Genomic DNA, 25,108 nt, shown 5'->3' with positions numbered 1-25,108 from the left:
TCCTCTCCACCGGCGATGACGCCAGTTGTGAATGGGGGTTTGTGCCGCGATTGATCTCCCCCCTTGAGGGGGAGATGTCCGGCAGGACAGAGGGGGGTATCTTCACCGCCATCGCAATTCACTCCGCCGCAATCATCAGAGTTTCAAGCGCTATCGAAAGCCTCCCATCCAGATTCCGCACTGGAATGGTCCGCACCTCGCCCTCATCCGCCCCCAACGCCTTGCCAGTCTCCAGCGAAATCACCCAATTATGCAAAGGACACGTCACCGAAGCCCCATGTACGATGCCCTGAGACAACGGCCCGCCCTTATGCGGGCAATGATCCTCAATCGCGAAGACCTGATTTTCCGCCGTGCGGAACACGGCGATCTTGCCCATCGGCGTTTTCACGCAACGTGCGCCGCGCAGCGGGATGTCGGAGATGTCGCCAATATCGATCCAGTTGCTGTCCATCGTTCTTACTCCGCCGCCTCACTGAAACCGATTGCCGCCATCGGTTTGAATTCATGCTTGTCATGGCCGGACACACGTTCGGACCAGGGATCGACCTGCGCGAATTTCTGGCTGAAGACGAAGCGGTCAAAATAGCCCTTGCGCTTGTCAGCATCGTCCATGATCTGGCGGCGGACTTCGTCGTAGCCGATACGCTTGGCCCATTTGTAGATGCGCTCAAGGTAACGCGCCTGTTCGCGGTACATCTGGGTCAGCGCCACGATATACTCCAGCGCTTCGTCCTCGGTTTTGACGAGGCCCAAGACTTCCGTGCCCTTGATATCGAGACCGGCGGCGCCGGCGAAATGGATCTCGAAACCGGAATCGACGCAGATAACGCCGATATCCTTGCAGGTCGCCTCCGCGCAGTTGCGCGGACAGCCCGAAACGGCGAGCTTAAGCTTGGCCGGCGTCCACGAACCCCACATGAATTTCTCGATGCGGATGCCAAGCCCGGTGGAATCCTGCGTGCCGAAACGGCACCATTGTTCGCCTACACAGGTCTTCACCGTGCGAAGTCCCTTGGCATAGGCCTGACCGGAAATGAAACCGGCCTTGCCGAGATCGGCCCAGACTGCCGGCAAATCCTCCTTCTCGATGCCGAGAAGATCGATACGCTGGCCGCCGGTGACTTTCACCATCGGGATATCGAACTTGTCGACCACATCCGCAATTGCCCGGAGTTCGGAGGAAGAGGTGACGCCGCCCCACATGCGCGGCACGACGGAATAGGTGCCGTCCTTCTGGATATTGGCGTGAACGCGCTCATTGATGTAACGCGACTGATAATCGTCGGCATATTCATCCGGAAAATCACAGACGAGGTAATAATTGAGTGCCGGGCGGCACTTGGCGCAGCCGCAGGAGGTTTTCCATTCCAGCTCCTGCATCACGGCGGGAATGGTCTTCAGGCCCTTGGCCTTGATCAGACGACGGACATCGTCATGGCCGAGATCGGTGCATTTGCACATGGGCTGCACGGCAGCGGGATTGTAGCTGTCGCCGAGCGTCAGCGTCATCAATTGTTCGACGAGGCCGGTGCAATTGCCGCAGGAGGCGGAGGCTTTTGTGTGAGCGCGCACATCATCCAGAGAAGCCAGCCCCTTGGAGGTGATGGCTGAGGTGATCTTGCCCTTGCAGACGCCGTTGCAGCCGCAGATTTCCGCATCATCCGGCAAGGCTGCAACGGCCGCCATAGGGTCCAGCGGCGACCCTCCCTGATAGGCCTGGCCGAAGATCAGGGTTTCGCGCATGGCGGAAATATCGGTCGATTTCTTCATCAGATCGAAGAACCACGAACCATCCGCCGTCTCGCCGTAGAGAACCGCACCGATAATGCGGTTTTCCTTGAGAATGAGGCGCTTGTAGACACCGGCGGTGGCGTCACGCAGCACGATTTCCTCGCGGTCGTCGCCCTCCGCGAAATCGCCGGCGGAAAACAGGTTGATGCCGGTGACCTTCAGCTTCGTATTGGTGACGGAGCCGTGATATTCGGCCGAACCGCCGCAAAGCCGATCGGCCAGCACGCGGGCCGATTCATAAAGCGGTGCAACGAGGCCATAGCACATGCCGCGATGCTCGGCGCATTCGCCGAGTGCGTAGATGGAAGCGTCCGACGTCATCATGCCGTCATCCACCACGATACCGCGATTGACGGCGATGCCGGCTTCCTTGGCAAGGCCGGAGGCGGGGCGGATGCCCACCGCCATCACCACCATGTCGCCTTTTATGACGCGGCCGTCTTCCAGCTCGATTCCTTCGACCTTCTCCTCGCCGAGAATGCTCTTGGTGTTGGCCTTGGTAATGATGTCGATGCCGCGCTCGTTCAGCGCCTTTTCCAGAAGATAGGCCGCTGCCGGATCGAGCTGGCGCTCCATGATCGTCGGCATCAGATGGATGACGGTGACATCCATGCCCTGACGCTTCAGGCCGTAAGCCGCTTCCAGTCCGAGAAGACCCGCGCCAATGACGATGGCGCGGCCTTTGCCCTCGGCGATTTCCAGCATCTTCGTCACATCGTCGAGATCGCGATAGGCAAGCACACCAGGCAACTGATGGCCGGGAACGGGGATGATGAAGGGCAGGGAGCCGGTGGCGATCACCAGCCGGTCGTAAGAGGCCGTGATGCCGTTTTCGCTGGTCACGGTTTTCCTGTCGCGGTCGATGCCGGTGACCTTTGCGCCCTTGTGCAGCGTCACATTGTTAGCCGCATACCATTCGTCATTGTGGATGACGATGTCTTCATAGCTCTTTTCGCCTGAAAGCACCGGCGAGAGCATGATGCGGTCGTAATTGACGCGCGGCTCGGCGTTGAAAATGGTGACGTCGTAAAGGCCGGGGGCGGTTTCGAACAGGTTTTCCAGCATGCGCCCCGGCGCCATGCCATTGCCGATGATGACGAGTTTTTGCGTCATGGTCGTTACTCCGCGGCTTCGACGAAGCGGTGACGTTCGTAAAGGAACTTCAGCACGGCTTCGCGGCATTTGAGGTAGGTCTTGTCGGATGCAAGCTCGATGCGGTTGCGCGGGCGCGGCAGCGGCACGTCAAGCACTTCGCCGATATGGGCGGCGGGGCCGTTGGTCATCATCACGATACGGTCAGAAAGCAGCACCGCCTCGTCCACATCATGGGTGATCATGACCATGGTGTTTTCGAGACGGGCATGGATTTCCATCACCGCGTCCTGAAGATGGGCGCGGGTCAGTGCGTCCAGCGCGCCGAAAGGCTCGTCCAGCAACAGGATTTTCGGCTCCATGGCGAGCGCACGGGCAATGCCGACGCGCTGCTTCATGCCGCCGGAAATTTCAGACGGTTTCTTGTCTTTTGCATGGGCCATCTGCACGAGATCGAGATTGCGCATGACCCAGTCGTGCCGCTCGGCCCGCGTCTTGGTGTTGCGGAACACTTTTTCCACGGCGAGATTGACGTTTTCATAAACCGAAAGCCAGGGCAGCAGGCTGTGGTTCTGGAACACGACAGCGCGTTCCGGACCCGGTTCGTTGACCTCCCGGTTTTCGAGAAGCACCGCACCGGCGGAGACTTTCGTCAGCCCGGCGATGAGGTTCAGCATGGTGGATTTGCCGCAACCGGAATGGCCGATGACGGAGACGAATTCGCCTTTTTCGATGGTGAGGTTGATGCCTTTCAGCACCTCGGCGCGCGAGCCGCCCTTGTCGAAATATTTGTCGATGTGATCGAGCTTCAGATAAGCGTTCATAATTGTTCGCCCTTTCAGTTCGCCGCAGCGCCGCGGGTGATGACCTTGCCGAGCGCCGCCACGAGCTTGTCGAGCATGAAGCCGACAACGCCGATGTAAGCGAGCGCCACGATGATGTCGGGCAGGCGCGAGGAATTCCACGCATCCCAGATGAAGAAGCCGATGCCGACACCGCCGGTCAGCATTTCAGCCGCGACAATGGCGAGCCAGGAAAGGCCGATGCCGATGCGCAGGCCGGTGAAGATGTAAGGTGCTGCCGACGGCAGCATGATCTTGAAGAAGAATTCTATCTGGTTGAGCCGCAGCACCTGCGCGACGTTGCGATAGTCCTGCGGAATGTTGCGCACGCCCACCGCCGTATTGATGATGACGGGCCAGATGGAGGTGATGAAGATCACGAAAATGGCGGAAGGGTTGCTATCCTGAAAGGCGGCCAGCGAAAGCGGCAGCCAGGCGAGCGGCGGCACGGTGCGCAGCACCTGAAAGATCGGATCGAGGCCGCGCATCGCCCAGATCGACTGACCGATCACTGCGCCCAGAATAATGCCGGCAATGGCGGCGAGGCCGAAACCGTAAGCCACGCGCTCCAGCGAGACCAGCACGCGCAAGCCGAGGCCGATATCCTGCGAGCCATTGTGGAAGAACGGCGAGACGATGAGATCGTAACTCTCCTCGAAAACCTGGCTCGGCGGTGGCAGCGATGCGCCGGGGGCGGAACAGAGCAGCTGCCAGACGCCGAGCAAAATGGCGAGAACGACAAACGGCGGTATGATGTTGCGGGCCGCCGCAACACCCCATTTGCGCAGATCGATCCGCGGCGACTGTTTCGGTGCAAGCGCCACGACGTTTGCCTTCTGCGCCGCCGGCTGCTGCGGCTCTTCATTGAATTTTCGGGCCAATGCGGACATGGGCATTTCCTCTTGATTTCGGTTGCGGTCTGGGCTCGCCCCTCATCCGGTCTTCAGCAGCGCCGGTTGGGCAGAGCTGCTGGCGGATGAGGAGCGACGCCCGGGTCTCCTCCTCAGGAGGCCGCCTTGATGGACAGACTTTCGAGATAGGCGGATGGATTTTCAGGATCGAAGACCTTGCCGTCGAAGAAGGTTTCCTTGCCACGCGAGGTGGAGGCGGGAAGATCGGCAACGCCGAGATCCTTGGCCGCCGCGCGCCAGATATCTTCGCGATTGACCTTCGCAACCAGCGCCTTCACATCCGTATCGGGCGCGAATTTGCCCCAACGGATGTTTTCCGCGATGAACCAGCTGTCATGGCTGCGGAAGGGATAGGAGGCATGGTCCTGCCAGAACTTCATCTGCAGGCCGGTATTTTCGAGCACGCGGCCGTTGCCGTAATTGATATTGCCCTTGAGGCGACCGAGAACATCCTTCGGCGGCACGTTAAACCATTGGCGTTTACCGAGGATGGCGGACATTTCCTCCTTGTTCGCCATCTCATCGCACCATTGCTGCGCCTCCATCACGGCCATCAGCAGCGCCTTGGTGGCGTTCGGGTTCTTTTCCACCCAGTCGGCGCGCATGCCGAGCGCCTTTTCCGGATGGCCCTTCCAGAGCTCTCCGGTGGTACAGGCAGTAAAGCCGATGCCCTGATTGACGAGCTGTTCATTCCACGGCTCGCCCACACAGAAGACGTCCATATTGCCGACCTTCATATTGGCAACCATCTGCGGCGGCGGAACGACGATGGTGGAGACGTCCTTGTCCGGATCGATGCCGCCAGCGGCGAGCCAGTAGCGAATCCAGAGATCATGGGTGCCGCCGGGGAAGGTCATCGCGGCCTTGATTTCCTTGCCTTCGGCCTTCTTCTTCTCGAAAGCAGCCTTCAATTTGGAAGCATCGAGCTGAACGCCGGTTTCGGCATATTCCTTGGCGACGGAAATGCCCTGGCTGTCGAGGTTGAGGCGGGCGAGGATGGTCATCGGCACCGGCACATTATTCTGGGTCACCTTGCCGGTGTGCATGAGATAGGGCATCGGCGTCAGAATATGCGCGCCATCAATGCCGTTGGATGCGCCACCAAGCACGAGATTGTCGCGCGTCGCGCCCCAGGAGGCCTGCTTCAGAACCTCGACATCAGGCATGCCATGCTTGGCGAACAGCCCCTTTTCCGCCGCGATGATGAGCGGGGCGGCATCGGTCAGCGCGATAAAGCCGATTTTCGCGCCTTTCACCTCCGGTTCGGTGGTGGCTGCGAAAGCACCTGACGGAAAGGCAGTGCGCACGGCGGTGACGAGGGCTGCGGTGGCTGTCGTCTTCAGTATCGTGCGGCGGCTGATATCGCCCGAGAATATCTTTTTCATTCGCATGTTCCCCTTATTGGGCCACCTCTGCGGGTGACGCTTTCGCTTGCGAAAAAACCTGAAAATAAAAAAACGCCGCTCGGTGTTTGCGCCTGCGGAACGGGAGGTGTTCCAGGCAGCAAAACCTTGCGACGTCTATGTCTTTGAAAGCGCCTATGCCGCGCCCTGCTCGCCCCGATCGCCGTTGACCGGTGCAAACGAGAAGATGCAAGAGGCGTGCCAGTTTTTTATATTGAAGCTATTTTATTGTAAATAAAACAGAATTTCAGAAATTCTGTCAGGCGATTAAATTTTAACCAGCCGTAATTTTGTCTATCGTTTACGCAACTGGAAAAATTCCGCGCTTGAAATTTGCGCAGCTAGCCCGGCTGAACTGCTCTCAGGCTTCGCCTTGGGAGGTAGAAACAGGGGCAGAACTGCGCACGGCAAAACCATTCACATACCCTGTAATGTCAGTGGGATCGAAGACGAAGCCGTCCACAAAACGGTCGCCAGCCTCCTGTCCTTCGATACGAATATCGGCATCATCAGGCGCATTGGCATCGCCCAGCGCCGCCCGATAAATATCCGGCCGATAAGCGGACAGGGCAGCTTTTACGCCACCTTGCGAAAACTCCGCCTGCCCCCAGCGGATCATCTGGCTGTAAATCCACAATGCCTGGCTCCGGCGCGGATAATTGGCATGACCACCGTGGAACAGGAAATATTTGTCGATAACCCGGCGGTTGCCCTGGCTGTCAATATTGAATTCACCGGCAAGAACGTGACGGATGATGCTTTCCGGCGCGCCGATATAGCGGGGATCGGCAAGCACCCGGCTCAGATCATCGTGATTTCCCGCAACATCACACCAGCGCGCGGCCACATCGAGCGCCGTCAGCAGCCGGCCGACCGTTTCCTGCTGGTTTTCCGCCCATTCCGGCCGCATGCCGATGACCTTTTCCGGCGCAGAAGGCCACAGGTCCTGTTTGGCGGCAACGATCCGGCCAACACCGCGCTCGGCGGCGACGATGTTCCAAGGCGCGCCGACGCAGAAACCGTCGATAGCCCCTGCGGCCAACGCGTCCGACGTCAATGGCGGCGGCACCACCACAAGCTTGACGTCGTGATCAGGGTGAATGCCGCCGGCGGCGAGCCAATAGCGAAATTCGTAATTATGCGATGAAAACGGATAGGTCATGCCGAGTGTCGGCGGCGGTTCGCCACGCACCCGCATATCATCGAGCACCCGCTTCAACGCCTCGGCATTTTCAAGTGCTCCCGCCATTTCGGAAAGCCCTGTCAAAGCCTTCATCCGGGCAAACAGGCGGGTCGAAAGCGTGATCGCATTGCCGCCGCGTCCGAGCGAAAAAGGCGTGATCGTCGGCGATGGGTTGGAGCCGAGCCCGAGCATGGAGGCGACAGGCATTGGCGACAGCATATGGGCGATATCGAATTGCCGGAACGCCAGCCGGTCGCGCACATTCGCCCAAGAGACATCTTTGACGAGATCGAGCGAAAGTCCTTCGCGTTCGGCAAAACCGAATTCGGCAGCGGCGATCAGCACTGATGCATCGACAAGCGGGATAAAGCCGGCACGCAGGATTTTTTGCCGGTCGCTGCCGACGATTGCCGGCGCGCCTGGGGCTTTCGTTACTCCGCTGTCTGATCCGGCCGTTTTTTCCGGTGCCGCCATATCATGCACTCCTTGACTGTCCGACCGGCGGTTCGTCACATCAACAAACCGGCCGCGGTGACCACGCTTTGCGCGATCTCGGAAATCTTCTTTTTCTCGTTCATCGCCGTCTGGCGCAAAAGCGCAAAGGCCTCCTCTTCGGAAAGACCACGCATCTTCATCAGGATACCCTTGGCGCGCTCGATGACCTTGCGTTCCTCAAGCGCCGACTTGGCGTCGGCAAGTTCCCGTTGCAGGCGGCTGAAAGCATTAAAGCGGCTGACCGCCATATCGAGAATGGGCTTGACCCGCTCTTTCTTCAGCCCGTCGACGACATAGGCGGAAACACCCGCCTCGACGGCGGCCTCAATGGAGGCGGTGTCCGAACGATCGACAAACATGGCGATGGGGCGGCCGACCGTGCGGGTGAGCTGGAACAGATGCTCCATCATGTCACGATTGGGATTTTCCAGATCGATGAAGATGACATCGGGCTGCAGCGTCTCGATGGTGCGCGCCACCCCGTTCACCTCGTGGATGACCGTGACGCGGTGATATCCGGCCTCCCGCAGCCCCTCCTCGATGATGGAGGCGCGGATCGCGTTTTCGTCTATAACGAGAATAGTCAGGTCGCGAAGCGTCATGTCAGCATTGATGACGCAGCGCAGCAAACTTGGCAATCGGCTGCGGATGCAAAAAATGGATGGAGCGGCAAGGGCCGTTTTTTCCCCCTGCCGCCCATCATGTCACGATGCGTGCTCTACGGCGCGTTCAAGCGCCTTCAAAACCGTTCGCTCGGAAAGATTGAGATAAATTTCCATCTCGTCGCCAGCCTCTCCAGCTTTTCCCTCTTCCATCAGCGACAGTATCTTGCTGTTCATGTCCACAAAGGGGGAATGAAGCTGTTCGGGATCTTTCAAAAGCCCGAAACAAAGCCTGAGTTCAGCGGCGATGCGCTCGTAAAAATCGCTGAGACGGGCGCTGTCGAGGAGATCGACGACGGCGGCATGAAACTTCATGTTGGCGCTGCCCACGCCCAGCCAGTCGGCATCGTCACGCTTGACCTTGGCATCCTCGACCGCCGCGCGCATGGTCCGGATAGCCGGATGCTTGTGCCAGGCCTGACGCAGCGCGCCGCATTCCACCATGCGTCGCACCCGATAAATATCGATCACCGAGGACATGGTGGGAACGGCGACGAACACGCCGCGATTTGCCTCATGGCGCAGAAGCCCGTCCTTGGTCAGAAGCCGGAAGGCTTCGCGCAGCGAATTGCGAGAGACGTCGAAACGTTCACTGAAAGCTGCCTCTGAAAGGCGCTGCCCCGGCATCAACTCGCCAGAGATCAGCAGGGTGCGGATACCCTTGGCCAATCGATCCGCAAGCGGCAGACCCTCTATCGTTTCCGTCATGACGCTCCTTTCCTTAAGAGCAATGCAGCATCGGGAATTCCGTGACAGGCATCTTCGGACACGGCATGATTGCCCATAGCACAAAGCATTAGCAAAGCACGAAAAAAACGTGATGAATTCATGCGCATAACGTCCAACAAATAGACAGAATAAGAGAACGATTATTATTTATTGTTGAACAATATTGACAATTTCGCGGAACAGGACAAGATCGGCCGCATAAAGCATCCGCGAGGGGCGGATTGCGACAGGAGCGGAGAAAATCCATGGAGCAAAAAAAGCTCACCCCGACTGCCGATATGAAAATGTCTAAACGCGCGTCCCTGATGGGAGCGATCTTCCTGATGGCGACATCCGCCATCGGTCCCGGCTTCATCACCCAGACGGCGACATTCACCACTCAACTCGGTGCAGCCTTCGCCTTCGGCATTCTTGCCTCCATCGTCATCGACTTCGTCGTCCAGCTTAACATCTGGCGTATCGTGACGCTGACGCGCATGCGCGCATCCGATATTGCGAATGCCGCCATTCCCGGCGCCGGCTATCTGCTCGCCATTCTCGTCATCATCGGCGGCCTGTTCTTCAATATCGGTAATATCGGCGGCACCGGCCTTGGCCTGAATGCCATTTTCGGGCTGGACCCGAAAATCGGCGGCGCCATCAGCGCGATATTTTCCATCGCCATCTTCGTTTCCAAGCGGGCAGGTCTCGCTGTTGACCGGTTCATCATTTTCGCCGGCATTCTGATGATAGTGCTGACGCTGTATGTGGCCTTCGTCTCCGCTCCGCCGGTGGGCGACGCCTTCCGCCAGACCTTCCTGCCGGATACGATCAATTTCGCAACCATCACCACCATCGTCGGCGGCACCGTTGGCGGCTACATCACCTATTCCGGCGCACACCGCCTGCTGGACCGGGGCATGGTCGGCATTGAAAACCTGCCTGCCGTCAACCGCGCCGCTTTGACCGGCATCGCCGTCACCGGCATCATGCGTTACGTGCTGTTTCTCGCCATTCTCGGCGTTGTCGCCAGCGGCGTCATCATCGACACGTCGGGCCAGGCCGCCAACCCCGCCGCGCAGGCCTTCCGTTCGGCCGCCGGCGATCTCGGCTTCCGCCTCTTCGGCATCATCTTCTGGGCAGCGGCCATCACCAGCGTCATCGGCGCAGCCTATACTTCCGTTTCATTCCTGCCCGTCTTCAAGCAGGATATGAGCGAGCGTGCCCGCAATATGGCGACGGTCATTTTCATCGCAGTCTCGCTCGTCTGCTACCTGCTGATCACCACGCCGCCCGCCGCCATGCTGGTCTTCGTCGGCGGCCTCAACGGCCTCATCCTGCCGATCGGCCTCAGCATCTTCCTGTTTGCGGCATGGAAACGCGAAGACCTGATGGGTGGCTACCGCTATCCGCGCGTCCTGCTGTTGCTCGGCGTTCTGACTTGCGCATTGACCTGGTACATGGGCTACAAGTCCGCTGGTACCATCTTCGGCCTGCTTGGCCTGTAATAAACAAAGGGAGGCAAACATGGCCGCTATCGATCTCAACAGCGATCTTGGCGAAAGTTACGGTGCGTGGAGCATGGGGGACGATGAGGCGATGCTCGCCATCGTTTCCAGCGCCAACATCGCCTGCGGATTTCACGCCGGCGACCCGGCCGGCATTTACCGCACCGTCAAGGCCGCCGCCGAAAAGGGCGTGATCGTCGGCGCCCATGTCTCCTATCCTGATCGCGTCGGCTTCGGCCGCCGCGATCTTGACGTGACCTCGGAAGAGCTTATTGCCGATGTCATCTACCAGATCGGCGCGCTGAAGGGCATTGCCGCCGCTGCCGGAACCACGGTGCGATACGTCAAGCCACATGGCGCGCTTTACAACCGCATCGCCAACGACGCGAAACAGGGGCAGGCGGTTATCGACGGCATCAAGGCGGTCGATGCCTCGCTGGTGCTGATGGGCCTTGCCAACGCGCCCATCCTTGATCTCGCGCGCAAAGCCGGCCTTGCCACCGTTGCCGAAGCCTTCGCCGACCGCGCTTATACGCCTGAAGGCCAGCTCGTCTCCCGCCGGCAAGACGGTGCCGTATTGCATGACGCGGCAAAGATCGCCGACCGTATGGTGCAGCTCGCCCGTGAGGGCACGCTGGAGGCCATCGATGGCAGCATCATAAAAATCGAGGCGCAATCCATCTGCGTGCATGGCGACAGCCCCGGCGCAGTCGCCATCGCCCAGGAAATCCGCCGCCGTTTCGAGGCTGATGGCATCGACATCCGCTCCTTCGCATCCAATCGCTGAAAGGGTAGCCGATGACGATACCGACATCCTATCTCAACCACACGGACGCGGAGACCGCGCGAAAGGCTCGCGCCACCTATCGCGACGGCCTCGTCGCCCCAACCTCCGGCATCGCACCCGGCTTCACGCAGGCCAACATGATCGTGCTGCCGCGCGACTGGGCCTTCGATTTCCTGCTTTATGCGCAGCGCAATCCCAAACCCTGCCCGGTGCTTGATGTCTCCGATCCCGGCTCGCCCACCACGCTTCTGGCTCCCGGCGCCGATCTCAGGACAGACCTGCCGCTCTACCGCATCTGGCGGGACGGCAAGCTTGCCGAGGAAACGGCTGATGCCACTGCCGCCTGGGCGGAGCGCGATGATCTCGTCGCCTTCCTGATCGGCTGCAGCTTCACCTTCGAAACGCCGATGGTCGAAGCGGGTATCGAAATCCGCCACATGACCGACAAGAGCAACGTTCCGATGTATCTCACCAACCGGCCCTGCCGTCCGGCCGGTCGGCTGAAGGGCAATATGGTCGTTTCCATGAGGCCGATCCCGGCGTCGCGTGTCGCCGATGCGGCAACCATTTCGGGACGTTTTCCGGCGGTGCATGGCGCGCCCGTGCATGTTGGCGCGCCGGAAGAGATCGGCATCATCGATCTTGCCAAACCCGACTTCGGTGATGCGGTGCGGATCGAGCCGGGCGAGGTCCCGGTCTTCTGGGCATGTGGTGTGACCCCTCAGGCCGCGGTCATGGCGTCCGGTGTACCTTTTGCGATTACCCATGCGCCGGGGCACATGTTCATCACCGATATTCCCGACACCGCCTATCACGCGTGAGGATATGATGCGTTTTCTCCCCGTCAGCCTCACCACCATTCTTGTCGAACTTGCCGATCTCGATGAAACGCTGGCGCTTTTCGCCTCGTTTCAGAGTGATCCGGTCGAGGGCATCGAAGAGACGGTGCCTGCGGCCCGCACGTTGATGATCCGTTTCCGCCCCGAAAAGATCGGTGCGGAGATGCTGGCCGCGCAGCTCGCGAGCCGCGATCTCTCAGCGAAAATTGCACCTTCGGACAATCTCGTCGAAATCCCCGTCCATTATAATGGCGAAGACCTCGCCGATGTTGCCGAACTGACCGGCATGAACGTCGAGGAGGTCATCCGCCGCCATACCGAAAGCGAATTCACCGTGGCCTTCTGCGGCTTCGCTCCCGGCTTCGGTTATCTGGTCGGCGGCGATCCGGCCCTGCATGTGCCGCGCCGGCAAAGCCCGCGTACCCGCATTCCGGCGGGTTCGGTAGCACTTGCTGGAGCCTTCAGCGGCGTCTATCCGCAAAACAGCCCCGGCGGCTGGCAGATCATCGGCACGACGCCGGTGAAAATGTGGGATATTGACCGCGATCCCGGCGCACTTTTCCAGCCGGGTTATCGGGTGCGTTTCTTCGACATGAACAAGGCCGGCAAGACGGTCAATATTCCCGTATCGGCACCGCGTAGTTCACAAAAAGAACCGACAAGGGACGACCCACATTTCGAGGTACTCGCCGCACCCATGCCAGCCATTTTCCAGGATCTCGGCCGCTTCGGCCAGACCGGGCAGGGTGTATCGGCTTCCGGCGCGCTGGATCGCGGAGCGTTCAACGCCGCAAACCGCATCGTCGGCAATCCGGTTAATACGCCGTGCCTTGAACTGACGCTCGGCGGTTTTTCCTTCAGGAGTTCGAGCCGCACTGTCATCGGCATTGCCGGTGCGCCCTGCCCCGTCACCATTACCACGGCGGATGGCAGCTTCGCGGCAAAGACCGATGGCCCGGTATCCCTCGAACCCGGCGATGTCGTGACTTTCGGCCAGCCGCCGAAGGGTATGCGCTGTTATCTTGCGGTACGCGGCGGCTTTGATGTTGAGCCGGTACTTGGCAGTTTCGCGACGGACACGCTGGCTGTCGTCGGTCCCGAGCCGGTGGGCGCTGGCGCCGTCCTTTCGCTCAAGGGTGAGAAGTCCGCCCTCTCCAGTGTATCGATCAACGAGGTTCCGGCCTTCGAACCGCCGGCAACCGGTGAAGTCGTGACACTGGACGTCGTTCTCGGCCCCCGCACCGACTGGTTCACGCAGAAGGGTATCGAGACGCTGACCGGCCAGCTCTGGCAGGTCACACCGCAGTCGAACCGCGTCGGCATCCGCCTCGCCGGCGAAGTGCCGGTGGAACGCAAGGACAGCGCCGAACTGCCGAGCGAAGGCACGGCGACGGGGGCGATCCAGATACCGCATAGCGGCCAGCCGGTTCTCTTCCTTGCCGATCACCCGCTGACCGGCGGTTATCCCGTCATCGGCGCGGTGGCGGAATATCATCTCGATCTTGCCGGGCAGATCCCCGTCAACGCCAAAATCAAATTCCGCCCGATCGGCCCATTCGCCGAAATCGCGGCCAAGAACACATAATTCCGAGGAGAAGAGCTATGAAAAAAGTGCTGATTGCCAATCGCGGCGAGATCGCGGTGCGCATCATCCGCGCATGTCGCGATTATGGCCTGCAATCGGTCGCCGTTTATGCCGATCCCGATCAGGACGCGCTTTTCGTCCGGCTGGCGGATGAAGCCTATGCGCTGGAGGGCGTGCGCCCGGCCGAGACCTATCTCGATATCGCCAAGCTGATCGCGATTGCCAAACGCGCCGGCGCGGATGCCGTGCATCCCGGTTACGGCTTCCTGTCCGAACGTGCTGAATTCGCGCAGGCCGTGCTTGATGCCGGCTTGATCTGGATCGGCCCGGACCCGCAGGTTATCGAAGCATTGGGCGACAAGGTCGAGGCGAGGCGCATCGCCACTGGCGTAGGCGCACCGCTGGTTGCGGGCAGTGACGGCCCGGTCTCTTCCGCGGCCGAAGTCACAGCCTTTGCCGAAGAACACGGCCTGCCCGTCGCCATCAAGGCGGCCCATGGCGGCGGCGGGCGCGGCCTGAAGGTTGCATGGAAGATGGAAGAGATCGCCGATCTCTACGAATCCGCCGTGCGCGAGGCGACGGCCGCGTTCGGCCGCGGTGAGTGCTTCCTCGAACGTTTCCTTGACCGGCCACGCCATATCGAGGCGCAGGTTCTCGCCGACAAGCACGGCAATGTGCTGGTGCTCGGCACCCGCGACTGCTCGCTGCAGCGCCGGAACCAGAAACTGATCGAAGAAGCCCCTGCCCCCTTCCTGTCCGACGATCAGCGTCAGAAAATCCACGCGGCCGCCAAGGCGATCTGCGCTGCCGCCGGTTATTCCGGCGCCGGCACCGTCGAATTCCTTCTCGGCGTCGACGACACGATTTCTTTCCTCGAGGTCAATACGCGCCTGCAGGTGGAACATCCCGTTACCGAGGAAACCACAGGTATCGATCTCGTCATCGAACAGTTCCGCATTGCCGAAGGCCAGAAGCTGCGCGTGCTCGAAACGCCTGAGCCGCGTGGCCACTCCATGGAGTTCCGCATCAATGCCGAAGACCCCGGCCGGGGCTTCCTGCCCACACCCGGCTCGATCTCGGTTTTCGACGCACCTTCAGGTCCCGGCATTCGCGTGGATAGCGGAGTCCTCAGCGGTTCCAGCGTGCCAGGCGTGTTCGACTCGCTGATGGCGAAGCTCATCGTCACCGGCGCCGACCGCGATCAGGTTCTGCGTCGCGCCCGTCGCGCGTTGAAGGAGTTCCGCATCGAAGGCATCGCCACGGTGCTCCCGTTCCATCGCGGCGCGATAGAAACCGAAGACTTCATCGGCACGGACGGATTCAAGGTTCACACCCGCTGGATCGAGACCGATTTCGCCGCCATGCCGGATGCCATGGAACGACCGGCACCAGCCGACGATCCTTCCGTCACCCGCACTTTTCTGGAAATCGACGGCAAGCGCGTATCGGTTGGTCTGCCCAGCCTGCTGCTCTCCAGCCTCGGAGCGGTTAGCGGCAGCAGCGCGGCTGTTCCCGGCAGCGCCGCCACCAAGGAAAAGGAAGGTGAAATCATCGCCCCGGTTTCCGGCACCTTGCAGTCTTTCAAGGTGAAAGACGGGGACACGGTTTCGCAAGGCGATCTTCTGGCCGTGATGGAAGCCATGAAGATGGAGACGCAGATTATCGCCCCCAAGGCCGGTAAAGTCCGTCTGATCGTCAAGGAAGGCGACTATCTGCAGGCGGGTGCCGCCCTTATCGACATAGCCGGCTAATATACGGCCGGGCCATCGGCCTCACAATTGCAGATCGCGCATCCCCGGCGGCGGAACCCTTTCGCCGCCGGGCCGTTTATGGCGCGACCTGCTAACCATCGTGAGGGAAATATGGCCGGACGCACCTTGCTTCAGTTCTTCCATTGGTATTATCCGGACGGAGGGAAATTATGGAGCGAGGTGGCGGAAAAGGCCGAAAGCCTTGCGAAAATGGGTATCACCGACGTTTGGCTGCCGCCCGCCTACAAGGGCGCCGCCGGCGGTTATTCGGTGGGTTATGACACCTACGATCTCTTTGATCTCGGCGAATTTGACCAGAAGGGCACCGTCGCCACCAAATATGGTGATCGCGCCGCCCTTGAACATGCGGGCAAGACGCTGAAGGAGAATGGCATCCGTGTCATTCACGATGTCGTTCTCAATCACAAGATGGGTGCCGACGAGAAGGAAAAGGTACGGGTTCGCCGCGTCAATCCCGAAGACCGCACCGAAATAGACGATGAAGACTTTCAGGCGCTTGCCTATACACGCTTCACCTTTCCCGGCCGCAACGGCAAACATTCCAAATTCATCTGGGACCTGAAGTGCTTCAGCGGTGTCGACCATATCGAGGAGCCGACCGAAGACGGCATTTTCCGCCTCGTCAACGAATATGGCGATGGGGAATGGAATGAGGAAGTCGATCAGGAAAACGGCAATTTCGACTATCTGATGGGCGCGGATGTCGAGTTCAGAAACCGGGCGGTTTACGAGGAACTCAAATATTGGGGCCGCTGGCTCTCCGAGCAGGTACAGGTTGATGGCTTTCGTCTGGACGCCGCAAAACACATCCCGGCCTGGTTCTTCCGCGACTGGGTCGGCCATATGCGCGAAACGGTCGATCCGGATCTGTTCGTCGTGGCGGAATATTGGCACCCCGATCTCGAGGCGCTGAAAAGCTATCTTGAGCTGGTCGACAAGCAGCTCATGCTTTTCGACGTCGCCCTTCACCACCGCTTTCACGACGCTTCAAAACAAGGTGGTGATTTCGACATGCGCAGCATCTTCGACGGCTCGCTTGTCTCCGCCGTTCCCGACCATGCCGTCACGCTCGTCGATAATCACGACACGCAGCCGCTGCAATCGCTGGAAGCGCCAGTGGAACCCTGGTTCAAGCCGCTGGCCTATGCAATCATTCTGCTGCGCGAAGAGGGCGTGCCCTGCGTCTTTTATCCGGATCTGTTCGGCACTGGTTATACCGACACCGGCAATGACGGCAACGAACACGAGATCATCATTCCCGCCATCGAATGCCTGCCGAAACTCATCGAGGCCCGCAGCCGTTTCGCCAACGGAGCCCAGACGGATATTTTCGACGACCCAAGCTGCATTGCCTTTATTCGCCACGGCACCGCCGATGCGCCGGGCTGCGTGGTGGTGATGTCGAATGGCGAGCCGGCGGAAAAGCAGATCGATCTCGGTCCCGATCAAGCCGGGGCGGTCTGGCGCGACTTTCTGGGGCACCGGGAAGAACATATTACCCTTGATGAGAGCGGCAAGGGCGTCTTTCCCACCAATGGCGGCAGCGTCAGCGTTTGGGTTCCAGCCGAATCCGAGTGAGGGACAATCGTCCCATCCCGAAACTTCTGCTCACTCGGCGGACACGAGACGGCGCGGACCCGCGCCGTCATCGGCCAGAACATCATTCGGATTGCGTAACGGACAATCATCCAGCGAAAGGCATCCGCAACCGATACAGCCGGTCAGCTGATCGCGCAGCATGATCAGGTTATTGATGCGAAGCTGAAGCATTTCCCGCCAGGATTGGGAGAACCTGCGCCAATCGGCCGTCGTCGCCACCCGATCCTGCGGCAGATCGGCCATCGCGTCCCTGATAATGCTGAGCTGTATCCCGGCGCGCTGCGCGATGCGGATGATGGCGATGCGTCTCAGAACAGCACGATGATAACGACGCTGGTTACCGGCGGTGCGCCAGCCCTCGATCAATCCTTTCGTCTCATAAAAATGAATTGTGGAGACGGCGATGCCGCTGCGACGGGCAACCTCCCCGACCGTCAGACTGTGTTTGAATACGGTATTTTCCATTCTGGCTCCTGCTTCCGGCACGATTTCCGCTCGGAAAACGCGGAAACACAGTGAAGAGCAGCCGGTATAATTCCTCAACCATAGTTGAGGTCAATAGACGAACGTTCAAAAAAAGAGGCGCCCAAGGGCGCCTCTGAATCTCTGTGACTGTGTCCAGATCAGAACTTGGCTGTCATGCTGATCCAGAAACGGCGGCCTTCCATGACGGTGTTGAAATCATCGGTGCCGACATCCTTGTCGAAGACATTGTAGATGGCGGCATTGAGGTCGACATTTTCGGCGACCGCATATTTCGCCCCGATGTCCAGCGTGGTGTAGGCGTCATATTTGCGACCGGCCTTGCCATTGATCGTCACCGGCGTGCCGTTCGTGCCGATGCGCGGGCCGGCATTGATTTCCGATCCGTGGTAATTCAGCGAGGCCCAGGCTTCCAGACCATCGATTGGGGTCACCCAGTCGCCGCGCAGATTGGCCATATGTTCAGGTGTCCGCGCCAGCGGGAAGCCTTCATAGTCACCGGTCTTCTGTTCGGAATGCGTATAGGTATAGTTGCCGCGCAGCGTCAGTTCCGGCGTCGCATACCAGGTCGCCGTCAGCTCCACACCCTGAATGACCGCATCGTCGATGTTGTAGTTATACCAGAGACGATAGTTGCGGTCTTCGCTCCAGCGGGCCGGCGTCCCATCCGGATTGAGCACCAGCGCGTTGGAGATCTTGTCCTTGAAATCGGTGTAGAAATAGGTGGCCCCAAGAGCGACGTCGCCATTGTCCCAAAGGGCAGCGACTTCATAGCTCGTGCTCTTTTCCGCTTCGAGGTTGGGATCACCGATGATCACGCCGCAGGTGCCGCTCGGACCATAGCTGCAGCCGCCGCCGCCCGTCGTATAAGCATAACCCGGCGCGATCTGGCGGATTTCCGGGGCGCGGAAACCGGTGGAAATGCCGCCCTTGATGGTCAGATCTTCGGTTGCACTCCAGACGCCATAAAGGCGCGGGCTGAAATGATTGCCATACTTCTCGTGATTATCGAGACGAAGACCGCCCGTCAGCGCGAAATTATCGACAATGCGCCATTCATCCTCGAGGAAGAGCGCCCATTGCGTCGCCGAAAATGTCTCGTCGCGACCGGTGCGGCGTCCCGGGTTCTGGTCCGTCAGCCGCGCCTCGAAATATTGTCCGCCTGTGACCAGCGTGTGGTTGCCGAACAATTCGAAGGGCGTGGTGAACTTGCCGTCGAGAACGGTGTTGCGCACCTGCGGCGAGCGCGGGTTTTCGGTCACGCGGCCCGTGCGGATATTTCTGGTGAAGTTGGTGCGCTCCGCCCATTCCTGCTGGAACGAGAATTCGGATGTGGTCGGCCCCCAGCGGCCGGTATGCGACAGGGACCAGTGGTCACGCGTATTGGTATTGTAGGTGCCGTTGGCGTCGGTCGCCGCCAGCGTCTCGCCGGGTTCGGCGTCGCGACGCAGCCGCGTCTTGCCGCCTTCGAGATAGATGTCGTGGTCTTCATTCGGCGTGAATGTCAGGCGGCCGTTAAAATCATATTCCTTGGCGCCCGTGGTGCCGTTCAGAATACCGTCTTCGCCGCGCGTGAAGCCCCTGCCCCAGACCTGCAGGCCGAGCTGGTCCTTCAGGATCGGTCCGTTTGCATACCAGGAGACCTGGCCGCTATTACCGAACTTGGAATGTTGCTGAACCGTGCCTTCGGTGGTGACCGAGCCGGACCAGACATCGCCAACCTTACGGGTGATAATGTTGATGACGCCGCCCATGGCATCCGAACCGTAAAGCGAGGACATCGGCCCACGCACCACTTCGATGCGTTCGATCGCCGATACCGGCGGCACGAAACTCTGTTCGAAGCCGGAATTACCGTTGGTTCGGGCATCGCGTGTGCTCTGCCGCTTGCCGTCAACCAGAACGAGCGTGTAGGCGCCGGGCAATCCGCGAATGAAAATATCCTTTTCATTGGCAATGCCGGTGACGGACACGCCCTGAACTTCGCGCAGGGCATCGGTCAGATCGCGGTAGGAGCCCTTTTCCAGATCTTCCCGCGTGACAACCGTGATGCTGGCCGGAGCATCCTTCACATTCTGCTCGAAGCCGGATGCGGTGACCACAATCTGCTGAAGAACCGTGGTTCCCTCGGACGCCTGCTGCGCAAATGCCGGCAGAGCAAGGCTCAAAGCCGTGCCAGCCATTGCTGCAGAAACACCGGTCTTTATTATTGTCGCAGCTCTGTTCTGACCGCGGTACTTCAATTCCATGTTACGCCCCCGCATTTAACTTGAGAATTTAACCCCACTTATTTAGGAGGGGGTGCGGGCGCAACGCGTTTGTTTTCGAACAGTTCTAAATTCCAGAAATTGCAAAAAGGGCTCCCCGAATGAGCGGCGGAGTAAAAAAATCGCAAAATGACAACCGGCAAGAGAAAAGAAGAACCAGCCTCCACGACAAAACCCGACAGGCTTGGACAGCTGAAATTACTTGTCGCTTTTGATGCGTTGTTGCGGGAAGGCAGTGTCAGCCGCGCTGCTGCGGGCATGGGACTGCCGACATCTTCGATGAGTCGCATCCTGCAGCAGCTCCGGGAGAGATACGGAGACCAGCTTTTTTTGCGTACTGGCCAGGGCCTGCGCCCTACCCCCTTTGCGGAGAATATGCGGCTGCGCATTCGATCGCTGGCGGCGGAGGCCGAAAATCTGATCGACTATTCGCAGGACAGACCGGAGGCGCCGGCCGCCCTCGATAAAAGCGGTTGGGAACAGCCGGTATTGATGAAGGCGCCGCCACTTTCGCTTCGCCCCAGCGTTCTTCTCGAAGGCCAGCCGACACCGGAAAATATTGCCGACCGTCTCGCCCGCATCGGACACAATTCCGATCCGCAGCACCGGCTTGCCAAATATATCGCGACCTCGGCAATGGGCATCGGCAACAGCCGGCCACTCGCCCAAGACGAGGCGAGGGATGCGCTGTCGATCATTCTCGAGGGCGATGCCGATCCCATACAGATCGGCGCGCTGCTCGCCACCATGCATTATCGAGGTGTGACCGCGGCCGAACTTGCCGGTTTCATCGAGGCCATGTGGCGACATATCGAAAGAGATCGGCAGGGGCCGGCAGCGGCGGATCTCGACTGGCCGGCCTACATGTCGCCCAAACATCGCGATGCGCCGTGGTTCCTGCATTCCGCCCGTCTGGTTTCCATGGCGGGATACAGCGTTCTGTTGCACGGCCATGTGGGCCAGGGCGAAAATGGCGGCAAGCTTGAACTTGCCGCACAGGCCTGCGGCATTCCCCTTTGCCACTCGCTTTCGCAGGCGGCGAAAGCCACATCCTCGGAACGGATCGCCTATCTGCCGATCGGCGGTCTGTCTTTACAGTTTCAAAGCCTGCTCGGCCTGCATGGCATTCTGGAGATGCGCCTGCCGCTCAACACGGTCGTCCATCTTCTCAACCCGCTTCGCGCCCGAAGCACTATCATCGGCGTCGCCCGGCCATCCTATCAGGAACTTCACCGGGACACGGCGCGGCTGCTTTCGGTGGAAAACCTCGCCATTCTCGGGAATACGCGGGATTTTGCGCAATTTACCCCTTTTCGCACCACCCGGATTTTTGGCCTTGCAAAGGGCAGGGATGTGGAATTCCTCATTCCCGCCCGCGAGGCGCCGCCGGCCGAAATGCCGACCATGTTCACCACCTTTGAATATTGGCGGGCGGTCTGGACGGGGGCGGCGAGGGACGAAAGAGCCGAAACCATCATCATTTCCACCGCCGCTATCGCGCTGATGCTGGTCAATGATATGACCCTGCCCTTTGAGGAAGCCTATGCGCGCAGCCTTCGGCTCTGGAACGACAGGGCGCGTAATCTTGCCAATGGGTGATTAGCCGTCAGGCATTGCTGCCTGCTTTTTTCAGCGCCAGATATTCCCAGAGGGCGACGAGCAGGAGAATTCCCGTGCTTGCCAGCTGCAGCACAAAAAGCGGAATACCCGGCACCGGCAAAAACAGGCAGAGCGCCGCCACGCCGGCAAAATGCGAAACCGGCCGCTGATAGGCGGCGGCAATCTTGACGCCGATATTGCCGGACAGAAACAGGACGGGACCGCCGAGAATGGCGATCGCCTCCCGCATCGTTGCGCCCTCTCGCGCATGGGAAAGGCTAAAATCCTCACCTACTGCCGTCAGGATAATGCCGGCTACAATGGGCAAATGCCCGTAGTTAAAAAGATTATGGGCAATCTTCGCTTTTTCTTCGGCGTTCTCGGCTTTTCGCGAAGCCTCTTCCTGCCCATGATGGAAATAGATCCACCACATCGCCACGGTGCTGACGAAGGCCGAGCAGAAGACGATGAATGTCAGGCCCGAATTCATATATTCCGTGGCCGTGCGCCCGGTGGTGAGGATCGTTTCCCCAAGACAGATGATGACGAAGAGCGCACATCGCTCCGCCAGATGCTCGCCGGAAAGATGTAGCCTGTCCTCGTCGCTTGAGGCCAAGCCCGGTACGACATAACGGCAGGCGGGGCCGGCATATTCGATTGCAAGCGCGATGCCCCACAGGAGAATGCGATCCGCCAGATCGACAAGCCCGCCGGCCAGCCAGAACAGGCTTGATACCGCGAGCCAGATTGTCACGCGCACAAAGACCAGAAAGGACTGCCGGTCTTCGTCCTTGAAAGCAAATAGCGCAAAGAGGCTCCGCCCCACCTGCATCACGCTGTAGATCAGGGCGAAGACTAGGCCCTGTTCCGCAAAAGCCTCCGGCAGCGCGATGGCGAGCAAAACGCCACCGAACATCAGGATAAACAGCAGAATCCTGACCGGCTCCTTTTCTGTGTTCAGCAGGTTTGTAATCCAGGTGGTGTGTATCCATAACCACCAAAGCGATAATATCAGGATGCCCGCTTCAAGCGCGGCCGTCGGCCCAAAATCCTCGGCGAGGGCGTGGGAGAGCTGGATCAGCGCGAAAACGAAGACTAGATCGAAGAACAGTTCGGGGAAACTGGCCTTTCCGGCATCCTGGCCCTCCTGCCTTATCCAGCTTTCCCCATCCGCCTTGCGTGAATAAGTCTCGCCCTTGGCTCTCATGCCATCCCCGTCAAATGTTGGTCGTCGCGATACGTCCGCTCACCAATGGCCTCACCGTTGGGAGAAAATCTCTTCGCCGCCCGCTTCGACCGGATTCAATTTTCGACCGGGAAACTCCAGCGACCGCGCACTGTCGGGATAAAAACGCGGCCCGACCAGACGAACCTTTTTTCCCGAAACATCGGTGATGTAGTTCGGGGCCAAGACCTTTGGCGGAAGTGTGGTGCTATCCGCCCTGGAAACCTCGAGCGTACTGACCTCAAGGGGTTGGGCAATTACTGGCGGCCCGGTCATGGTGGCGAACGCGGCTGCGAGAAAAAATGATCTTGGAAACATGGGACGCATCCTGGCACAATTGTTTGCGCCATAAACAGCCCTCGCCCGCTTTGGTTCCGCCCCTTTCAGGTGTCCTCATCAAGGTAGGAGCTATATTGGACATAGTCCGCGCTCGGTTGCCCGTCGATGATTTCGGGCGGTCGACCTTGGCCGCCGGGAAGATGGCCAGCGTTTTCGAGCTCCGCCCTTAGCAGCTTTTCAATGGCCCTGTCCCGGGGCAAAGCGTTGTCCGCCATATAGAGAGCGACGGCCAGTTCCATATCGTCCGGAAAATTCATCGGCTCAGCCATCCGTTTAAGCAATGAAGCGCAAACGCGGGACCTTGCGGAAAGTTCAACGTCGCCCGCCTCCACCCAAGTCCCATTGCCGCTGTGTGTGCATTCCCGTGGATTTCATCCCCGGTTTTCCAGCAGCCGGACATGCTTTTTATCCGGTGCTACATGCCCACTTTGAGGGGGTGATCGGTGCATATAGATTGCACTTTCTGCCCTTGTCGGCGCAATTCCGACGAAAAATATCCGTGACTCAAGCGATTGAAACCAATCATGGAAAAACGCAAACGAAAGCTAATTCGAAGTTAGTTTTCATTACCCTGCATTAACCATAGAAACCCCTTGGCTGCACTGTTTATGTCAGCAACCTCATGCGAATCTCTTTTTCTTGCGGAAACGGCGTCAATGTAACTTCGGTCTGCTTTTTCCGCAAGCTGAGACCGTTTTCCAGGCTCTGTTAACTCAGCAGAGCATGCTCGCCTCCATAGCGTCCTTACGCCCTCTCAACTGCGCCAGAAGCATTGTCTGCATGTCGAAGCCGCCTTCCTGCGCCTTACGGGTCAGATTGCGCAGATACCCGCCCAGCGAACTTATCTGGTCGGCTTTCTGCAGAAGGCAGGCGAGGATGGCTGCCGTTCCCTGTCGGCCGAATGTAGCAAGCGCATCCTGATAGGCGGACTGGCTGATATTGAACATGGTCTTGATGACCGATGTCGCTACTTCCAGATCGCGCCAGCTTGTAACCGCTCCGCCTGGGGCATAGAGCGAGATGTCAGGGCAAGCCTTCAAAACCAAAACAATATCAGGAACAAAAAATTGCTTATGAAGCACAGGCTTTGGCGATGGTGGCGAAGGTTTTGCACTGACGGGCGCCGCATATGCTGGCTGGGCGCTTGCCGTGCTGGCGGGTGCAGCGGCTGCCGGCTCGTGCAAATCCCGCCGTTTAGATATGGATTCGGATTCTGAATTCTTTATGAGGCGCTCATTTTGGCAGTCATTGCCGCCCAAATTTTCTGATTTTTCAATATTTTCCAGATAGTTGGTCACTTCCGCACGCAAAGAAGCCAAAAAACCGGCGATTTCTTTGAGTTCTGCGGGTTTGGAATTGCGACCGAGAGAGCGGGCAATGGCGTTGTAACGTGTCTGAAACCCTTCGAAGGTTTCGATCCGACCGCTTGCAGCAATCATGTCGCAGAGTTTCTGGATATCGCGGCGGCAAAGGCTGATGCTTTCACGAAGCCGTTGAAGATCGAGCCGCTCGCTGACGATACGTGCGGCCAGTTCCTCAATTTCCGCTTTGCGGGCAAGAAGCGGTGCCAGCGAAAAACCGTAAGCCTCGCTGATTTCCCCTCCCCGGTGCTTGCGGGCGTATCGTTTTCCGTTCGGACTGTCCTTGCGAATGATGAGGCCGGCTTCGACGAGAGCCGAAAGATGCCGGCGCAATGTCTGTTCGGCCATGCCATGGGCACGGAGCGACAATTGCGCATTCGACGGGAAGACGACCAAACCGGCTTCGCTGGAAAGTTCGTTCTTGGGATAAAAACTCAAAAGCGCGTTCAGGACCGCAAGCGAGCGATCGGTCACGCCAAGCAATGGCCGGGCTTCACAGACCGAACGATAGAGTTTCCATTTATCGACCGCTTCGATCTTCTTGTTTTTCTGCGCGGCAAACTGGGTCGCGAGGACGCCAAACGACATCGCTCGCCGCCCAAAGGGCGTCGTTACACATGTGTTGTCCATGTCTTTCACCTTTCACAAGGCAAA

21 protein-coding genes are annotated in these 25,108 nt (G+C 59.2%); 7 read left to right on the top strand and 14 right to left on the bottom strand.

Translation table 11 applies throughout. From position 1 onward, the window contains the following. Nucleotides 1-118: 118 nt before the first annotated feature. The 8 genes from nirD to CFB10_RS21160 form a co-directional block, all read right to left on the bottom strand. Complete coding sequence (gene nirD, locus CFB10_RS21195) at nt 119-454, bottom strand: nitrite reductase small subunit NirD (protein WP_003519747.1); 336 nt, start codon at nt 452-454, stop codon at nt 119-121. Between the two features lie 5 nt (nt 455-459). Further along, nucleotides 460-2,907 carry a nitrite reductase large subunit NirB gene (gene nirB, locus CFB10_RS21190; RefSeq protein WP_020009208.1) on the bottom strand — a complete coding sequence of 816 codons (2,448 nt, stop codon included), beginning with the start codon at nt 2,905-2,907 and terminating at the stop codon, nt 460-462. 5 nt (nt 2,908-2,912) lie between these two features. Continuing rightward, nucleotides 2,913-3,710, bottom strand: a complete 798-nt coding sequence (locus tag CFB10_RS21185) for an ABC transporter ATP-binding protein (RefSeq protein WP_020009209.1) — start codon at nt 3,708-3,710, stop codon at nt 2,913-2,915. 14 nt (nt 3,711-3,724) lie between these two features. After that, nucleotides 3,725-4,618: a nitrate ABC transporter permease gene (ntrB, locus tag CFB10_RS21180; protein WP_020009210.1), complete on the bottom strand. Its 894-nt coding sequence runs from the start codon at nt 4,616-4,618 to the stop codon at nt 3,725-3,727. Nucleotides 4,619-4,731: 113 nt separating this feature from the next. Continuing rightward, nucleotides 4,732-6,024: a CmpA/NrtA family ABC transporter substrate-binding protein gene (locus tag CFB10_RS21175; protein WP_020009211.1), complete on the bottom strand. Its 1,293-nt coding sequence runs from the start codon at nt 6,022-6,024 to the stop codon at nt 4,732-4,734. Nucleotides 6,025-6,403: 379 nt separating this feature from the next. Then, the gene (locus tag CFB10_RS21170) at nt 6,404-7,699 is read right to left on the bottom strand and encodes a CmpA/NrtA family ABC transporter substrate-binding protein (RefSeq protein WP_020009212.1); all 1,296 of its coding nucleotides are present in this window, start codon (nt 7,697-7,699) and stop codon (nt 6,404-6,406) included. 35 nt (nt 7,700-7,734) lie between these two features. After that, nucleotides 7,735-8,322 carry an ANTAR domain-containing response regulator gene (locus CFB10_RS21165; RefSeq protein WP_034500932.1) on the bottom strand — a complete coding sequence of 196 codons (588 nt, stop codon included), beginning with the start codon at nt 8,320-8,322 and terminating at the stop codon, nt 7,735-7,737. Nucleotides 8,323-8,424: 102 nt separating this feature from the next. Continuing rightward, entirely contained in the window at nt 8,425-9,090 is a 666-nt protein-coding gene (locus tag CFB10_RS21160) for a GntR family transcriptional regulator (protein WP_020009214.1), read from the bottom strand. Nucleotides 9,091-9,356: 266 nt separating this feature from the next. On the opposite strand from CFB10_RS21160, the gene CFB10_RS21155 reads away from it, so the two are divergent. The 6 genes from CFB10_RS21155 (at nt 9,357) to amyA (ending at nt 17,159) form a co-directional block, all read left to right on the top strand. Next, nucleotides 9,357-10,598 (top strand): NRAMP family divalent metal transporter, encoded by a 1,242-nt coding sequence (locus CFB10_RS21155; protein WP_026363401.1) that lies wholly within the window; start codon nt 9,357-9,359, stop codon nt 10,596-10,598. 19 nt (nt 10,599-10,617) lie between these two features. Further along, entirely contained in the window at nt 10,618-11,385 is a 768-nt protein-coding gene (locus tag CFB10_RS21150) for a LamB/YcsF family protein (protein ID WP_020009216.1), read from the top strand. Nucleotides 11,386-11,396: 11 nt separating this feature from the next. Further along, on the top strand, nt 11,397-12,206 hold the full coding sequence (locus tag CFB10_RS21145) for a putative hydro-lyase (protein WP_020009217.1): 810 nt from the start codon (nt 11,397-11,399) through the stop codon (nt 12,204-12,206). A gap of 7 nt (nt 12,207-12,213) precedes the next feature. After that, nucleotides 12,214-13,809, top strand: a complete 1,596-nt coding sequence (locus CFB10_RS21140; RefSeq protein WP_026363402.1) for a 5-oxoprolinase/urea amidolyase family protein — start codon at nt 12,214-12,216, stop codon at nt 13,807-13,809. 17 nt (nt 13,810-13,826) lie between these two features. Beyond that, nucleotides 13,827-15,560: a biotin carboxylase N-terminal domain-containing protein gene (locus tag CFB10_RS21135; protein ID WP_020009219.1), complete on the top strand. Its 1,734-nt coding sequence runs from the start codon at nt 13,827-13,829 to the stop codon at nt 15,558-15,560. Nucleotides 15,561-15,671: 111 nt separating this feature from the next. Next, the gene (amyA, locus tag CFB10_RS21130; RefSeq protein ID WP_026363403.1) at nt 15,672-17,159 is read left to right on the top strand and encodes an alpha-amylase; all 1,488 of its coding nucleotides are present in this window, start codon (nt 15,672-15,674) and stop codon (nt 17,157-17,159) included. A 30-nt stretch (nt 17,160-17,189) separates the two neighbouring features. Here the strand turns inward: amyA and soxR are convergent, their stop codons facing one another. Then, on the bottom strand, nt 17,190-17,645 hold the full coding sequence (gene soxR, locus CFB10_RS21125; protein ID WP_020009221.1) for a redox-sensitive transcriptional activator SoxR: 456 nt from the start codon (nt 17,643-17,645) through the stop codon (nt 17,190-17,192). Nucleotides 17,646-17,803: 158 nt separating this feature from the next. Beyond that, nucleotides 17,804-19,912, bottom strand: coding sequence for a TonB-dependent siderophore receptor (locus tag CFB10_RS21120; RefSeq protein WP_026363404.1), 2,109 nt, complete (start codon nt 19,910-19,912; stop codon nt 17,804-17,806). Nucleotides 19,913-20,059: 147 nt separating this feature from the next. On the opposite strand from CFB10_RS21120, the gene CFB10_RS21115 reads away from it, so the two are divergent. After that, nucleotides 20,060-21,529: a glycosyl transferase family protein gene (locus tag CFB10_RS21115; protein WP_026363405.1), complete on the top strand. Its 1,470-nt coding sequence runs from the start codon at nt 20,060-20,062 to the stop codon at nt 21,527-21,529. Nucleotides 21,530-21,536: 7 nt separating this feature from the next. Here the strand turns inward: CFB10_RS21115 and CFB10_RS21110 are convergent, their stop codons facing one another. The 4 genes from CFB10_RS21110 to repC form a co-directional block, all read right to left on the bottom strand. Then, entirely contained in the window at nt 21,537-22,736 is a 1,200-nt protein-coding gene (locus tag CFB10_RS21110) for a low temperature requirement protein A (protein ID WP_020009224.1), read from the bottom strand. 51 nt (nt 22,737-22,787) lie between these two features. Further along, complete coding sequence (locus CFB10_RS21105) at nt 22,788-23,072, bottom strand: hypothetical protein (RefSeq protein WP_026363406.1); 285 nt, start codon at nt 23,070-23,072, stop codon at nt 22,788-22,790. Between the two features lie 65 nt (nt 23,073-23,137). Continuing rightward, nucleotides 23,138-23,350 carry a hypothetical protein gene (locus CFB10_RS21100; protein WP_026363407.1) on the bottom strand — a complete coding sequence of 71 codons (213 nt, stop codon included), beginning with the start codon at nt 23,348-23,350 and terminating at the stop codon, nt 23,138-23,140. Between the two features lie 456 nt (nt 23,351-23,806). Then, on the bottom strand, nt 23,807-25,084 hold the full coding sequence (gene repC, locus CFB10_RS21095) for a plasmid replication protein RepC (RefSeq protein ID WP_081629436.1): 1,278 nt from the start codon (nt 25,082-25,084) through the stop codon (nt 23,807-23,809). Between the last annotated feature and the right edge of the window lie 24 nt (nt 25,085-25,108).

This window comes from Agrobacterium sp. 719_389 (assembly GCF_900188475.1).
In the GTDB taxonomy this organism is placed as follows: Bacteria; Pseudomonadota; Alphaproteobacteria; order Rhizobiales; family Rhizobiaceae; genus Agrobacterium; species Agrobacterium radiobacter.
This window is presented reverse-complemented; position numbering and strand designations above follow the sequence as displayed.